This window comes from Klebsiella sp. HMSC16A12, from assembly GCF_001808265.1.
Classification (GTDB): Bacteria; Pseudomonadota; Gammaproteobacteria; order Enterobacterales; family Enterobacteriaceae; genus Klebsiella; species Klebsiella pneumoniae.
The window spans coordinates 1-14,630 of record NZ_KV792542.1 but is presented as its reverse complement, the minus strand read 5'-3'; the positions used below and the strand labels follow the sequence as shown (position 1 = coordinate 14,630).

The 14,630-nt window shown below is 58.2% G+C and carries 14 protein-coding genes; 7 read left to right on the top strand and 7 right to left on the bottom strand.

Annotated features, from left to right (window positions below; translation table 11 throughout):
* Nucleotides 1-4 precede the first annotated feature (4 nt).
* Nucleotides 5-1,168, bottom strand: a complete 1,164-nt coding sequence (dhaT, locus tag HMPREF3140_RS03215) for a 1,3-propanediol dehydrogenase (RefSeq protein WP_004150927.1) — start codon at nt 1,166-1,168, stop codon at nt 5-7.
* A gap of 21 nt (nt 1,169-1,189) precedes the next feature.
* Nucleotides 1,190-1,618: a GlcG/HbpS family heme-binding protein gene (locus HMPREF3140_RS03210; protein WP_032412434.1), complete on the bottom strand. Its 429-nt coding sequence runs from the start codon at nt 1,616-1,618 to the stop codon at nt 1,190-1,192.
* A 413-nt stretch (nt 1,619-2,031) separates the two neighbouring features.
* Here HMPREF3140_RS03210 and HMPREF3140_RS03205 point away from each other — a divergent pair, with 413 nt between their 5' ends.
* The 5 genes from HMPREF3140_RS03205 to HMPREF3140_RS03185 are packed head-to-tail and all read left to right on the top strand — an operon-like array spanning nt 2,032 to nt 7,417.
* Nucleotides 2,032-3,699 (top strand): propanediol/glycerol family dehydratase large subunit, encoded by a 1,668-nt coding sequence (locus HMPREF3140_RS03205; RefSeq protein ID WP_002917676.1) that lies wholly within the window; start codon nt 2,032-2,034, stop codon nt 3,697-3,699.
* A gap of 12 nt (nt 3,700-3,711) precedes the next feature.
* Nucleotides 3,712-4,296: a propanediol/glycerol family dehydratase medium subunit gene (locus HMPREF3140_RS03200; RefSeq protein ID WP_002917672.1), complete on the top strand. Its 585-nt coding sequence runs from the start codon at nt 3,712-3,714 to the stop codon at nt 4,294-4,296.
* A 2-nt stretch (nt 4,297-4,298) separates the two neighbouring features.
* On the top strand, nt 4,299-4,724 hold the full coding sequence (locus tag HMPREF3140_RS03195; protein WP_002917670.1) for a glycerol dehydratase small subunit DhaB3: 426 nt from the start codon (nt 4,299-4,301) through the stop codon (nt 4,722-4,724).
* A 12-nt stretch (nt 4,725-4,736) separates the two neighbouring features.
* Nucleotides 4,737-6,560, top strand: a complete 1,824-nt coding sequence (locus tag HMPREF3140_RS03190) for a diol dehydratase reactivase subunit alpha (RefSeq protein WP_002917661.1) — start codon at nt 4,737-4,739, stop codon at nt 6,558-6,560.
* A gap of 53 nt (nt 6,561-6,613) precedes the next feature.
* Nucleotides 6,614-7,417: an MIP/aquaporin family protein gene (locus HMPREF3140_RS03185; RefSeq protein ID WP_002917658.1), complete on the top strand. Its 804-nt coding sequence runs from the start codon at nt 6,614-6,616 to the stop codon at nt 7,415-7,417.
* A 52-nt stretch (nt 7,418-7,469) separates the two neighbouring features.
* On the opposite strand, the gene hdeB is transcribed toward HMPREF3140_RS03185, so the two are convergent.
* Nucleotides 7,470-7,775 (bottom strand): acid-activated periplasmic chaperone HdeB, encoded by a 306-nt coding sequence (gene hdeB / locus HMPREF3140_RS03180; RefSeq protein WP_023301486.1) that lies wholly within the window; start codon nt 7,773-7,775, stop codon nt 7,470-7,472.
* A 26-nt stretch (nt 7,776-7,801) separates the two neighbouring features.
* Nucleotides 7,802-8,377: an HdeD family acid-resistance protein gene (locus tag HMPREF3140_RS03175; RefSeq protein WP_004185750.1), complete on the bottom strand. Its 576-nt coding sequence runs from the start codon at nt 8,375-8,377 to the stop codon at nt 7,802-7,804.
* A 240-nt stretch (nt 8,378-8,617) separates the two neighbouring features.
* On the opposite strand from HMPREF3140_RS03175, the gene HMPREF3140_RS03170 reads away from it, so the two are divergent.
* The gene (locus tag HMPREF3140_RS03170) at nt 8,618-9,280 is read left to right on the top strand and encodes a YfdX family protein (protein WP_004144810.1); all 663 of its coding nucleotides are present in this window, start codon (nt 8,618-8,620) and stop codon (nt 9,278-9,280) included.
* A 90-nt stretch (nt 9,281-9,370) separates the two neighbouring features.
* Here HMPREF3140_RS03170 and HMPREF3140_RS03165 read toward each other — a convergent pair whose 3' ends face one another.
* Both HMPREF3140_RS03165 and evgA read right to left on the bottom strand, forming a co-directional pair.
* The gene (locus HMPREF3140_RS03165; RefSeq protein WP_032412431.1) at nt 9,371-12,613 is read right to left on the bottom strand and encodes an ATP-binding protein; all 3,243 of its coding nucleotides are present in this window, start codon (nt 12,611-12,613) and stop codon (nt 9,371-9,373) included.
* 4 nt (nt 12,614-12,617) lie between these two features.
* Nucleotides 12,618-13,232 carry an acid-sensing system DNA-binding response regulator EvgA gene (gene evgA, locus HMPREF3140_RS03160; RefSeq protein WP_004900721.1) on the bottom strand — a complete coding sequence of 205 codons (615 nt, stop codon included), beginning with the start codon at nt 13,230-13,232 and terminating at the stop codon, nt 12,618-12,620.
* Between the two features lie 301 nt (nt 13,233-13,533).
* Here evgA and HMPREF3140_RS03155 point away from each other — a divergent pair, with 301 nt between their 5' ends.
* Entirely contained in the window at nt 13,534-13,899 is a 366-nt protein-coding gene (locus tag HMPREF3140_RS03155) for an HdeA/HdeB family chaperone (protein ID WP_004900718.1), read from the top strand.
* A gap of 68 nt (nt 13,900-13,967) precedes the next feature.
* Here HMPREF3140_RS03155 and HMPREF3140_RS03150 read toward each other — a convergent pair whose 3' ends face one another.
* A complete protein-coding gene (locus HMPREF3140_RS03150; RefSeq protein ID WP_021465178.1) occupies nt 13,968-14,165 on the bottom strand; it encodes a hypothetical protein in 198 nt (65 codons plus the stop codon).
* Nucleotides 14,166-14,630 lie beyond the last annotated feature (465 nt).

The following is a 14,630-nucleotide window of genomic DNA, read 5'->3' as shown; positions in this document are numbered from 1 at the left end:
ACACTCAGAATGCCTGGCGGAAAATCGCGGCAATCTCCTGCTCGTTGCCTTTACGCGGGTTCGAGAACGCATTGCCGTCTTTTAGTGCCATCTCCGCCATGTAGGGGAAGTCGGCCTCTTTTACCCCCAGATCGCGCAGATGCTGCGGAATACCGATATCCATCGACAGACGCGTGATAGCGGCGATGGCTTTTTCCGCCGCGTCGAGAGTGGACAGTCCGGTGATATTTTCGCCCATCAGTTCAGCGATATCGGCGAATTTCTCCGGGTTGGCGATCAGGTTGTAGCGCGCCACATGCGGCAGCAGGACAGCGTTGGCCACGCCGTGCGGCATGTCGTACAGGCCGCCCAGCTGGTGCGCCATGGCATGCACGTAGCCGAGGTTGGCGTTATTGAAAGCCATCCCGGCCAGCAGAGAGGCATAGGCCATGTTTTCCCGCGCCTGCAGATTGCTGCCGAGGGCCACGGCCTGGCGCAGGTTGCGGGCGATGAGGCGGATCGCCTGCATGGCGGCGGCGTCCGTCACCGGGTTAGCGTCTTTGGAGATATAGGCCTCTACGGCGTGGGTCAGGGCATCCATCCCGGTTGCCGCGGTCAGGGCGGCCGGTTTACCGATCATCAGCAGCGGATCGTTGATAGAGACCGACGGCAGGTTGCGCCAGCTGACGATCACAAACTTCACTTTGGTTTCGGTGTTGGTCAGGACGCAGTGGCGGGTGACCTCGCTGGCGGTGCCGGCGGTGGTGTTGACCGCGACGATAGGCGGCAGCGGGTTGGTCAGGGTCTCTATTCCGGCATACTGGTACAGATCGCCCTCATGGGTGGCGGCGATGCCGATGCCTTTGCCGCAATCGTGCGGGCTGCCGCCGCCCACGGTGACGATGATGTCGCACTGTTCGCGGCGAAACACGGCGAGGCCGTCGCGCACGTTGGTGTCTTTCGGGTTCGGCTCGACGCCGTCAAAGATCGCCACCTCGATCCCGGCCTCCCGCAGATAATGCAGGGTTTTGTCCACCGCGCCATCTTTAATTGCCCGCAGGCCTTTGTCGGTGACCAGCAGGGCTTTTTTCCCCCCCAGCAGCTGGCAGCGTTCGCCGACTACGGAAATGGCGTTGGGGCCAAAAAAGTTAACGTTTGGCACCAGATAATCAAACATACGATAGCTCATAATATACCTTCTCGCTTCAGGTTATAATGCGGAAAAACAATCCAGGGCGCACTGGGCTAATAATTGATCCTGCTCGACCGTACCGCCGCTAACGCCGACGGCGCCAATTACCTGCTCATTAAAAATAACTGGCAGGCCGCCGCCAAAAATAATAATTCGCTGTTGGTTGGTAAGCTGCAGACCGTACAGAGATTGTCCTGGCTGGACCGCTGGCGTAATTTCATGGGTACCTTGCTTCAGGCTGCAGGCGCTCCAGGCTTTATTCAGGGAAATATCGCAGCTGGAGACGAAGGCCTCGTCCATCCGCTGGATAAGCAGCGTGTTGCCTCCGCGGTCAACTACGGAAAACACCACCGCCACGTTGATCTCAGTGGCTTTTTTTTCCACCGCCGCCGCCATTTTCTGGGCGGCGGCCAGGGTGATTGTCTGAACTTGTTGGCTCTTGTTCATCATTCTCTCCCGCACCAGGGTAACGCTGGCGCGAATAGTCAGTAGGGGGCGATAGTAAAAAACTATTACCATTCGGTTGGCTTGCTTTATTTTTTTCAGCGTTATTTTGTCGCCCGCCATGATTTAGTCAATAGGGTTAAAATAGCGTCGGCAAAACGTAATTAAGGGCGTTTTTTATTAATTGATTTATATCATTGCGGGCGATCACATTTTTTATTTTTGCCGCCGGAGTAAAGTTTCATAGTGAAACTGTCGGTAGATTTCGTGTGCCAAATTGAAACGAAATTAAATTTATTTTTTTCACCACTGGCTCATTTAAAGTTCCGCTATTGCCGGTAATGGCCGGGCGGCAACGACGCTGGCCCGGCGTATTCGCTACCGTCTGCGGATTTCACCTTTTGAGCCGATGAACAATGAAAAGATCAAAACGATTTGCAGTACTGGCCCAGCGCCCCGTCAATCAGGACGGGCTGATTGGCGAGTGGCCTGAAGAGGGGCTGATCGCCATGGACAGCCCCTTTGACCCGGTCTCTTCAGTAAAAGTGGACAACGGTCTGATCGTCGAACTGGACGGCAAACGCCGGGACCAGTTTGACATGATCGACCGGTTTATCGCCGATTACGCGATCAACGTTGAGCGCACAGAGCAGGCAATGCGCCTGGAGGCGGTGGAAATAGCCCGCATGCTGGTGGATATTCACGTCAGCCGGGAGGAGATCATTGCCATCACTACCGCCATCACGCCGGCCAAAGCGGTCGAGGTGATGGCGCAGATGAACGTGGTGGAGATGATGATGGCGCTGCAGAAGATGCGTGCCCGCCGGACCCCCTCCAACCAGTGCCACGTCACCAATCTCAAAGATAATCCGGTGCAGATTGCCGCTGACGCCGCCGAGGCCGGGATCCGCGGCTTCTCAGAACAGGAGACCACGGTCGGTATCGCGCGCTACGCGCCGTTTAACGCCCTGGCGCTGTTGGTCGGTTCGCAGTGCGGCCGCCCCGGCGTGTTGACGCAGTGCTCGGTGGAAGAGGCCACCGAGCTGGAGCTGGGCATGCGTGGCTTAACCAGCTACGCCGAGACGGTGTCGGTCTACGGCACGGAAGCGGTATTTACCGACGGCGATGATACTCCGTGGTCAAAGGCGTTCCTCGCCTCGGCCTACGCCTCCCGCGGGTTGAAAATGCGCTACACCTCCGGCACCGGATCCGAAGCGCTGATGGGCTATTCGGAGAGCAAGTCGATGCTCTACCTCGAATCGCGCTGCATCTTCATTACTAAAGGCGCCGGGGTTCAGGGACTGCAAAACGGCGCGGTGAGCTGTATCGGCATGACCGGCGCTGTGCCGTCGGGCATTCGGGCGGTGCTGGCGGAAAACCTGATCGCCTCTATGCTCGACCTCGAAGTGGCGTCCGCCAACGACCAGACTTTCTCCCACTCGGATATTCGCCGTACCGCGCGCACCCTGATGCAGATGCTGCCGGGCACCGACTTTATTTTCTCCGGCTACAGCGCGGTGCCGAACTACGACAACATGTTCGCCGGCTCGAACTTCGATGCGGAAGATTTTGATGATTACAACATCCTGCAGCGTGACCTGATGGTTGACGGCGGCCTGCGTCCGGTGACCGAGGCGGAAACCATTGCCATTCGCCAGAAAGCGGCGCGGGCGATCCAGGCGGTTTTCCGCGAGCTGGGGCTGCCGCCAATCGCCGACGAGGAGGTGGAGGCCGCCACCTACGCGCACGGCAGCAACGAGATGCCGCCGCGTAACGTGGTGGAGGATCTGAGTGCGGTGGAAGAGATGATGAAGCGCAACATCACCGGCCTCGATATTGTCGGCGCGCTGAGCCGCAGCGGCTTTGAGGATATCGCCAGCAATATTCTCAATATGCTGCGCCAGCGGGTCACCGGCGATTACCTGCAGACCTCGGCCATTCTCGATCGGCAGTTCGAGGTGGTGAGTGCGGTCAACGACATCAATGACTATCAGGGGCCGGGCACCGGCTATCGCATCTCTGCCGAACGCTGGGCGGAGATCAAAAATATTCCGGGCGTGGTTCAGCCCGACACCATTGAATAAGGCGGTATTCCTGTGCAACAGACAACCCAAATTCAGCCCTCTTTTACCCTGAAAACCCGCGAGGGCGGGGTAGCTTCTGCCGATGAACGCGCCGATGAAGTGGTGATCGGCGTCGGCCCTGCCTTCGATAAACACCAGCATCACACTCTGATCGATATGCCCCATGGCGCGATCCTCAAAGAGCTGATTGCCGGGGTGGAAGAAGAGGGGCTTCACGCCCGGGTGGTGCGCATTCTGCGCACGTCCGACGTCTCCTTTATGGCCTGGGATGCGGCCAACCTGAGCGGCTCGGGGATCGGCATCGGTATCCAGTCGAAGGGGACCACGGTCATCCATCAGCGCGATCTGCTGCCGCTCAGCAACCTGGAGCTGTTCTCCCAGGCGCCGCTGCTGACGCTGGAGACCTACCGGCAGATTGGCAAAAACGCCGCGCGCTATGCGCGCAAAGAGTCGCCTTCGCCGGTGCCGGTGGTGAACGATCAGATGGTGCGGCCGAAATTTATGGCCAAAGCCGCGCTATTTCATATCAAAGAGACCAAACATGTGGTGCAGGACGCCGAGCCCGTCACCCTGCACGTCGACTTAGTAAGGGAGTGACCATGAGCGAGAAAACCATGCGCGTGCAGGATTATCCGTTAGCCACCCGCTGCCCGGAGCATATCCTGACGCCTACCGGCAAACCATTGACCGATATTACCCTCGAGAAGGTGCTCTCTGGGGAGGTGGGCCCGCAGGATGTGCGGATCTCCCGCCAGACCCTTGAGTACCAGGCGCAGATTGCCGAGCAGATGCAGCGCCATGCGGTGGCGCGCAATTTCCGCCGCGCGGCGGAGCTTATCGCCATTCCTGACGAGCGCATTCTGGCTATCTATAACGCGCTGCGCCCGTTCCGCTCCTCGCAGGCGGAGCTGCTGGCGATCGCCGACGAGCTGGAGCACACCTGGCATGCGACAGTGAATGCCGCCTTTGTCCGGGAGTCGGCGGAAGTGTATCAGCAGCGGCATAAGCTGCGTAAAGGAAGCTAAGCGGAGGTCAGCATGCCGTTAATAGCCGGGATTGATATCGGCAACGCCACCACCGAGGTGGCGCTGGCGTCCGACGACCCGCAGGCGAGGGCGTTTGTTGCCAGCGGGATCGTTGCGACGACGGGCATGAAAGGGACGCGGGACAATATCGCCGGGACCCTCGCCGCGCTGGAGCAGGCCCTGGCGAAAACACCGTGGTCGATGAGCGATGTCTCTCGCATCTATCTTAACGAAGCCGCGCCGGTGATTGGCGATGTGGCGATGGAGACCATCACCGAGACCATTATCACCGAATCGACCATGATCGGTCATAACCCGCAGACGCCGGGCGGGGTGGGCGTTGGCGTGGGGACGACTATCGCCCTCGGGCGGCTGGCGACGCTGCCGGCGGCGCAGTATGCCGAGGGGTGGATCGTACTGATTGACGACGCCGTCGATTTCCTTGACGCCGTGTGGTGGCTCAATGAGGCGCTCGACCGGGGGATCAACGTGGTGGCGGCGATCCTTAAAAAGGACGACGGCGTGCTGGTGAACAACCGCCTGCGTAAAACCCTGCCGGTGGTGGATGAAGTGACGCTGCTGGAGCAGGTCCCCGAGGGGGTGATGGCGGCGGTGGAAGTGGCCGCGCCGGGCCAGGTGGTGCGGATCCTGTCGAATCCCTACGGGATCGCCACCTTCTTCGGGCTAAGCCCGGAAGAGACCCAGGCCATCGTCCCCATCGCCCGCGCCCTGATTGGCAACCGTTCCGCGGTGGTGCTCAAGACCCCGCAGGGGGACGTGCAGTCGCGGGTGATCCCGGCGGGCAACCTCTACATTAGCGGCGAAAAGCGCCGCGGAGAGGCCGATGTCGCCGAGGGCGCGGAAGCCATCATGCAGGCGATGAGCGCCTGCGCTCCGGTACGCGACATCCGCGGCGAACCGGGCACTCACGCCGGCGGCATGCTTGAGCGGGTGCGCAAGGTAATGGCGTCCCTGACCGGCCATGAGATGAGCGCGATATACATCCAGGATCTGCTGGCGGTGGATACGTTTATTCCGCGCAAGGTGCAGGGCGGGATGGCCGGCGAGTGCGCCATGGAAAATGCCGTCGGGATGGCGGCGATGGTGAAAGCGGATCGTCTGCAAATGCAGGTTATCGCCCGCGAACTGAGCGCCCGACTGCAGACCGAGGTGGTGGTGGGCGGCGTGGAGGCCAACATGGCCATCGCCGGGGCGTTAACCACTCCCGGCTGTGCGGCGCCGCTGGCGATCCTCGACCTCGGCGCCGGCTCGACGGATGCGGCGATCGTCAACGCGGAGGGGCAGATAACGGCGGTCCATCTCGCCGGGGCGGGGAATATGGTCAGCCTGTTGATTAAAACCGAGCTGGGCCTCGAGGATCTTTCGCTGGCGGAAGCGATAAAAAAATACCCGCTGGCCAAAGTGGAAAGCCTGTTCAGTATTCGTCACGAGAATGGCGCGGTGGAGTTCTTTCGGGAAGCCCTCAGCCCGGCGGTGTTCGCCAAAGTGGTGTACATCAAGGAGGGCGAACTGGTGCCGATCGATAACGCCAGCCCGCTGGAAAAAATTCGTCTCGTGCGCCGGCAGGCGAAAGAGAAAGTGTTTGTCACCAACTGCCTGCGCGCGCTGCGCCAGGTCTCACCCGGCGGTTCCATTCGCGATATCGCCTTTGTGGTGCTGGTGGGCGGCTCATCGCTGGACTTTGAGATCCCGCAGCTTATCACGGAAGCCTTGTCGCACTATGGCGTGGTCGCCGGGCAGGGCAATATTCGGGGAACAGAAGGGCCGCGCAATGCGGTCGCCACCGGGCTGCTACTGGCCGGTCAGGCGAATTAAACGGGCGCTCGCGCCAGCCTCTCTCTTTAACGTGCTATTTCAGGATGCCGATAATGAACCAGACTTCTACCTTAACCGGGCAGTGCGTGGCCGAGTTTCTTGGCACCGGATTGCTCATTTTCTTCGGCGCGGGCTGCGTCGCTGCGCTGCGGGTCGCCGGGGCCAGCTTTGGTCAGTGGGAGATCAGTATTATCTGGGGCCTTGGCGTCGCCATGGCCATCTACCTGACGGCCGGTGTCTCCGGCGCGCACCTTAATCCGGCGGTGACCATTGCCCTGTGGCTGTTCGCCTGTTTTGAACGCCGCAAGGTGCTGCCGTTTATTGTTGCCCAGACGGCCGGGGCCTTCTGCGCCGCCGCGCTGGTGTATGGGCTCTATCGCCAGCTGTTTCTCGATCTTGAACAGAGTCAGCATATCGTGCGCGGCACTGCCGCCAGTCTTAACCTGGCCGGGGTCTTTTCCACGTACCCGCATCCACATATCACTTTTATACAAGCGTTTGCCGTGGAGACCACCATCACGGCAATCCTGATGGCGATGATCATGGCCCTGACCGACGACGGCAACGGAATTCCGCGCGGGCCGCTGGCGCCGTTGCTGATTGGCTTGCTGATCGCCGTGATCGGCGCGTCGATGGGGCCGCTAACCGGCTTTGCGCTGAATCCGGCGCGCGACTTCGGCCCAAAACTGTTTACCAGTCTGGCCGGGTGGGGCTCGATCGCTTTTACCGGTGGGCTGGCGATCCCTTACTTTCTGGTGCCGCTGCTGGCGCCGGTGGTGGGGGCGATTATCGGGGCGTTTTTGTATCGCAAGCTTATCGGCCGCCATCTGCCGTGCGAATGCGGTATCGATGAGTAAAGCGGGACCCGCCGCAGCGCGGCGGGTTTCCCCGGCCTGATGCCGGGGGGGGTTATTTTTTGATGACCGCGCTGAGATCGCCAAGTTTAGCGGCGGGGTTCTTGTGGCACTCTTGCAGCATTTTCGGTACCGAAACGGTCTCGACTTCATACCAGTCAACATAGTCGCCGCCGCTAAAGTCGGTGTTGCGATTCACTACCCAGAAGGCCACCGGGGTCATGCTTTTTGGGTTCATATCCATAAATTCCTGACAGGTCATATTCTGCGGCGTGGTTTCCTCAACCGCGAACGCCGGGCTGGTCATCAGACAGAATGTGGTAGCCGCCACGGTCAATACGAGTGCTTTAGGTAAATTCATTTTCTTCTCCAGTGACAAAATAGGGCTTAAGCCTCAGCGTGCTTCATTTTATTGCGCAGGACCAACAAGCCGATGGCGCTAAATATCATTTCAACGCCGATAAAGGCGGTAATAAATAACCAGCTTTGCTGCGGGTTCATGGCCAGCCACAGGCAGGCGATAAGTAAATCCAACAGGCCGATAAAAATATTCCAGCCAGCGCCGCTTTGTTTGCGGGTTTGACATCCGTTAACGATGCGGGAAATACCGCCGAGAACAAATAAAAAGCCAAATAAAATGGCCAGACTGCTCATACCGTTGAGAGGATTGACGACAAAGCTCAGGCCGAGCACGATCCAGGCGATGGCGAAGATCAGCGCCACCAGGCGTGATTTCCAGTGCTGCTGGCGGAAGACAATCAGGCTGTACAGCGAATAGAAGCCGCAGATCATCAATAACATGCCGGTTACTGTGGCGAGATACCAGCCGGCGACCAACGGCCAGGCCAGACAACAGGCTCCGCAGATAAACAGCAATACCGCCATCAGGCAGGCATGCCGTTTATATCGAATGAAGACGCGTGGGCTAAACGCATTTAAGGTGTAATGGCTAAACATAAACATAATTGCTCCGCAGATCCCGGTTGGCGGCCTGACGCTGAATAAAAAGCGTGAGGGTTTATTCAGCGGGCCAAAAGAAAGGTCTGAGGAAAATAGTAGGCCGCGCGATCGGCAGGCGTAAATAAGAGCGCCGAGGCCACTTTATACGCCTGGTCTGACAGCTGTCAGACCAGGCCCGCAATATTACTTCCGGGCTCTGATTCTCAATGCCCACGATATTTTTTAAGCTGGCTGCGTTTGGTGATGCTTACCGATTTTAATCAGGAGTCAACGATGAAAAAAGTCATTCTGGCGAGCCTGCTGGCAACCATGATGAGTACCTCTCCGGTATGGGCAACAGATAGCGCGACGGCAGCGCCAGCCGCGGCAGCCACGACGCAGGTACAGAAAGAAGCCGCCGATGTGCTGCAGGTGGCGGTGCAGGGCGCGAATGCGATGCGCGACATCCAGTTCGCCCGTCTGGCGCTGTTCCATGGCCAGCCGGATAGCGCTAAAAAACTGACAGACGACGCCGCCGCGCTGCTGGCCGCCGATGATGCCAGCTGGGCGAAGTTTGTGAAAACTGATGCTAAAGCCAAAATGATCGCCGATCGCTATGTGATCATTAACGCCTCTATCGCCCTGTCTGAAGACTATGTGGCCACGCCGGAAAAAGAGAGCGCTATCCAATCCGCCAACGAAAAGCTGGCGAAAGGCGATCAGAAAGGGGCTATCGATACCCTGCGCCTGGCCGGTATTGGCGTGATTGAGAACCAGTATCTGATGCCGCTTAACCAGACCCGTAAGGCGGTAGCGCAGGCGCAAGAACTGCTGAAAGCCGGTAAATATTACGAAGCGAATCTGGTGCTGAAGGGCGCTGAAGAGGGCATTGTGGTGGATAGCGAGATGCTGGTGGCAGGCAACTGATACTTGTTCCACCCTGAGAGAGCGCAGAGGAAAAAACTGACAAGGATGTCCCCTTAACGCTCGGGCAGGCGGACTGCCCGAGCGGTACGGCTAGCGGCCGATCAGGGCGTCGATTTCGCCATCGATCTCGCGCATGACGCCGGTGATGCGCTGTACCACCTCCAGACAGCTTGCCGGCGTCAGCGAATCAGGCCGCTTTGCCTCAAAAGGGGCGCACAGTTGTTGTAGCGCAGTAATCCCCAGAATTTGTGCTGAACCGTGCAGACGGTGCAGCGCCCGCAGAAAGATCTGCGGCTCATGCCGGGCGATTGCCTGTCCGGCAGCCTGTAAATCCGCGGCCGACGCATCGCGGAACGTCTCCAGCATCTCATTCATCAGCGCCTGGTCTCCCCCCGTATTCTCGCTCAGCACGCTGAGCTTCAGGTGCCGGGTAGCGTGAGGTGATGCGCGGCCCACCGCTAAACGGCTGAGCTCATGACTCAGCGTCTGGACCGACACCGGCTTAAACAGACACATATTCATGCCGCTGGCCAGACACGCCTCCCGCGATTGCGGCAGCGCGCTGGCAGTCACGCCCCAAATTACCAGGCCCGGATAGCGACGGCGTAGCGAGGCCGCCAGCGCCAGGCCATCTTTCTTCGGCATATTGAGGTCCGTTATCAGCAGATCGTAATGTTTGCTGGCGAGCTTATTCTCTGCCTCTTCACCGTCGCAGGCTTCATCGACGCTATAGCCGATAGTGCTGAGCTGGCGCTTGAGCAGTAGCCGGTTGGTGGGGTGATCGTCCGCTATCAGTATCGCCAGCCCGGGTAGAGCCTGCGGTCTGGCGGGCGACGCCTGCGGCGCGTGGATCGCGCAGCGGCTCGCCTTGACCGGCAGCGTGATAGTGAAAGTGGTCCCCACGCCCGGACGGCTGACCATCTCCAGGCGACCCTGCATCAGCGCAACCAGCTCTTTGCAAATGACCAGCCCCAGTCCGGAGCCGGTCTGCTGGCGTCCCTGGCGCGCCTGGGCATAGCGGTGGAAGAGGGTGGCCTGCTCTGCTTCACTGATCCCGCAGCCGCTGTCGCTAACCATGAGGGCCAACTCTCCCTGTGTCTCATTCGCCGGCGTCAGCCGGCAGGAGACCTGAATTGCGCCTTCGACGGTAAACTTCAGCGCATTGCCGATGAGATTATTGAGGATTTGCCGTAGCGCCTGCGGGTCGACCCACAGCATGGTCCCTTCCTGCAGCGCGTTATGGTAGTGCAGATCGATGCCCTTTTGCTGCGCCAGCGCGTCGAAGGTATGACACTGCTGCGACACTAACTGTGCGACATCGCTCCACTGCGGGGTAACCTGGTATTTTCCCGATTCAATCTTGTCGATATCAAGAATATTGCCGATAAGTCCCAGCAGGGTTTGCGCCGTCGACCCCGCCAGCTCGATCGCCTCTTTACGCTGGCCGACGTTCAGCTCAGGTTTCGCCAGCAGCTCCAGAAAGCCGACGATGGCGCTCACCGGCGTGCGCAGCTCGTGGCTCATGCTGGCCAGAAAGCGGCTCTTGGCTTTTGTCGCCTGAATCGCTTTGTCTTTTTCGCGCTCCAGCGCACAGGAGAGGGCCTCCTTCTGCGCCAGCTCCTCCTCGAGCCGCTGCTGGGAGTCTTTGCGTTTGCGCACTTCCCGACACAGGGAGAGTCCCCAGCCGAGGCTGATGGCGATCAGCACCAGCGCAAAGGCGATCAGCTGGTAAAACTGGCGGCTGTACTGGCTCCAGTTCTCTATTTGCTGACTGGAGATTTTCGACCACTTCTCGGTCATCTGCAGAATATCCCGTGGCGGAATAACCTGCAGCGCTTTGTTAAGAATGGCGGCCAGCACCGGTTCATCGCGCGGGATGGCCAGCCGAATGGCCGCGACGGGGAGTCCATCAATGCGGGTGTAGTGCAGACCCTGTGGATAGTAGTGGTCGATCATATAGCGGGCGGAAAGCTCCGAGGCTACGGCGGCATCCACTTCGCCTTCCTCTACCATCTTCATGGCGACGCCAACGTTATCCGTTTCCACCCAGTTAATCAGCGGAAAACGCGCTTTCAGATCATGGGCGGCGATAGGCCCGACCGGCAGGGCGATCCGCGCCGAGCGCGTCAGCAGATGCTGATCGGGGGCGCTGCCGCGGGCGACCAGCACAAAGGCCACGTTAATGAGCGGATCGCTGAGGGTGACGTAGGCCTGCGGCTGTGGGGTCAGGGTGGCGGCGGGCATGATCGCCCAGTCCTCTTTTTCCATGCGCTTTGCCAGAGCCTGACGGTTGCGCACCAGAATAGGGTCAAACTGCAGGCCGGTCTGGAGTGAGACAATATTCAGCATATCGGCCATGATGCCGCGCAGTTCATCCTCGTTATCCACCAGGGTAAATGGCGGAAAATAGGGGTTCACCAGCAGGCGGACGCGACGATGCTTCTGCAGCCAGCGCTGCTCTTCGGGGCTAAAGGTAAGCGGGGTATTGAGAAACGACAGATCGCCACGGTTGAGCCAGTTTTGCATGATCCGCATCGCGGTGTCGCTGTCGACGGCATGGATAAAACGGTCGAGGAGTTGATGCAGCTCTGGCCGATCGTCACGGGTGACAAAGCGGTTGTGTTGCTCCTGCTGACGAAAATAGTGCGCGATAACCAGCGATTGCGAGAAATATTTCGAGATGCAGTGGCCAGTGGTGATGTTGTTGCCGATAAAATACTGATTCTCGCCGCTGACCACCGAGGCGAGAGCCTGATAGTCGCTATCATAAAGGGTGATTTTGGCGTTGGGAAACGCCTGCTGAATAATATCGAAAAAAGCGCAATCGCGGGTGCAGGCCAGCGTGACGCGGCGGTCAGTGGTCAGCGGCGGCAGAGGGGATTTCAGCGAGGTGACCAGCGTCGGCCAGGTTTTAAGCAGCGGCGCGGATTGATCCAGGCCCGGGGCGAGCGCATCCCGGTGCGCCACCTGAGTGAGCAGGGTATCCACCTGGCGGTCGGCCAGGGCGGTGAGCGCCTGCTGCTCGGTGTCATACTGGCGGATAATCACCTTCAGTCCGAGGCTGTGCGCCATCAGCGCCAGATAGTCGGCGTTAATGCCCTGATAACTTTTCTCGTCGCCGTCATAGACGATGGGCGTCCTCTCGGGAAGCCAGGTCCCGACGGTCAGCGTCGGCTGCGCCGCCAGCCATGCTTTCTCCTTACCGCTAAGCGGGATATCGATCGCCGCGATATGAGAATGGCTCTTCAGCTTCAGCTGTTTCATGGCATACGCGGCAGGCGAGAGGCTCAGCGCCAGCCCGACAACGACGGATAAAATAAGACGAACCGCCATGCCATCACCCTATTTTATTGCGTTGCGCAAAGTCATATAGCTCAAGCAGGGTGCTGCAGCCTAATTTATCCATCAGACGGACCTTATAGGTACTTACCGTTTTATTGCTGATATTCATTTTGCTGCCGATGGTGGTGTAGTCGACGCCGCTGAGAATATAGCGGAACACCTTCATCTCCTGCGTTGACAGCGTATCCAGCCGGTCCTGATCGGTGATGCCGTGGGTGCAGAAGCGTTCCAGTGAAAAGGGGAAATAGCTGTAGCCATTATTGGCTGCCTCGATTGCGGCGAGGATATTATTCATTCCCTCTTTTTTACTCACAAAACCATTTGCTCCGCAGTCGGCGCTGCGTTTGCCGTAGAACAGTTCATTCTTAGCGGAAATGATGATGATTGTTCCCTGGTAGCGGCGTTTGCGCAGCTGCTCCAGCACCTCGATACCGCTGAGCTCCGGAATATCGACGTCGACGATGAGCAGGTCAGGCTGCATGCTTTCCGCGGTCTGCACGGCATGAGCGCCGCTGTCGAGCTCTGCCGCGACGGTAATACCGTTGCTGTCGAGAAGGTTGCGAATGGCGATACGTGCCAATGGATGATCGTCAATGATTATCGCATTCATGGAGGCGTAAATCCTGATATGAAAAAAGAAGGGCGATGCCTGGTGCAGGTGCGGCGGGGGTTATTTTTATCGATGCCGTTATAAGGCGTAATTGTAACACAAATCGTTTTGGGCCAGGGAAATATTGTGGAGCTGAGCCAGACGAATATATTTGCATAGCTGGATGACAGCTGTAGGAACGGGCGTTCACTTGCTTCAGCGCGGTCTGCTGTTAAAAAAAATGCAAACGATTAATCTGCTCTTATTAAGATGAGTTCTCGGGAATATCGTCCGGCGACAACTGGCAGGTAAAATAATAACAATGGCGAAAGAAAAACGCGCCTTCTGGCGAAAATGGGTTTGGAAACATCTGCTGGCAGGAATAACAGTACTGGCAATGAGTAGCGCCGCGGTGGGAAAGGATGTCGTCCCCGATGAGGCGCGGACCCGAGATATGATGCGCTGTCAGGATTATCTGCAACTGGATCCGCGCGCCTGGACGCCGATGGTGATTTGGCTGATGAACGATCCTTTTTCACTGGAGCCGCCGGAGTGGACCGACTTCCATGAAGCCGAGCTGGTGCTGACGCCGATCCTCACCGAAATCTGCCGTCAGGAGCCGGATGTCTGGCTCACCTCGCTGCGGGAACGGCTCAATTCTTATCAGCAGGTGCGGTCACTGAACTAAGCGACCGCGGTAAAACGGCAGAAAAAGTGACTAAATGGGCAGTTAGCGGCCTTCTTCTGCGCAAAGGCTCAGCAGCGGCCCGCTTTTTGCGACAGGGCGTCGCAGGTTTTGCTCGCTAGCGTCGGGTTGGCGCCGGCGCAGATGGCATCCGAGACGGTGCTACCGCCGCCCAGCGGGATCAGCCCGTAAAGCTTCGGCTCGGCGGCCTTCGTCACATAGCAGCGATGGCTGGTTTTGCCGATGGTGACCACAAAGTTGGTTTTCACATCCTGCTATCTCGCATCGGAAATTGTCACCTGCGAAGCATCGACATTAAAAGCAAACGCGGCGGCCTCTTTCATTTTCCGTCGTCATGGGTGGTTTAGCTACGCAATCCATTAATAACAGTGCCAGACAGGTACTGATTGATATATCCCGTATTTTCATCATTTCATCCTTTTTGTAAGTCAGCGGGTTATATATAAGAGCGGGGGGAGGAACGCGTTGATTTCGATCAGCTGGCGCAGGCTATGGTTATTTTTCGGAAATTGACCTGTGTTGTTACATTTATCGTGAGTAGTATGAATTCCAGCATTGCAGGAATGAAAGATATTTTAAGACTACGTTGCGTAGTTAGACAGAAGTCAACAGGAGTGCGGCGGTTATGGGCTGCCCGAGATGCTCTTAGCAATATTTTGCTAAGGCAGAATGCTATCTGTTTTAGGGAAGGTGCGAACAAGTTCCTGATATGA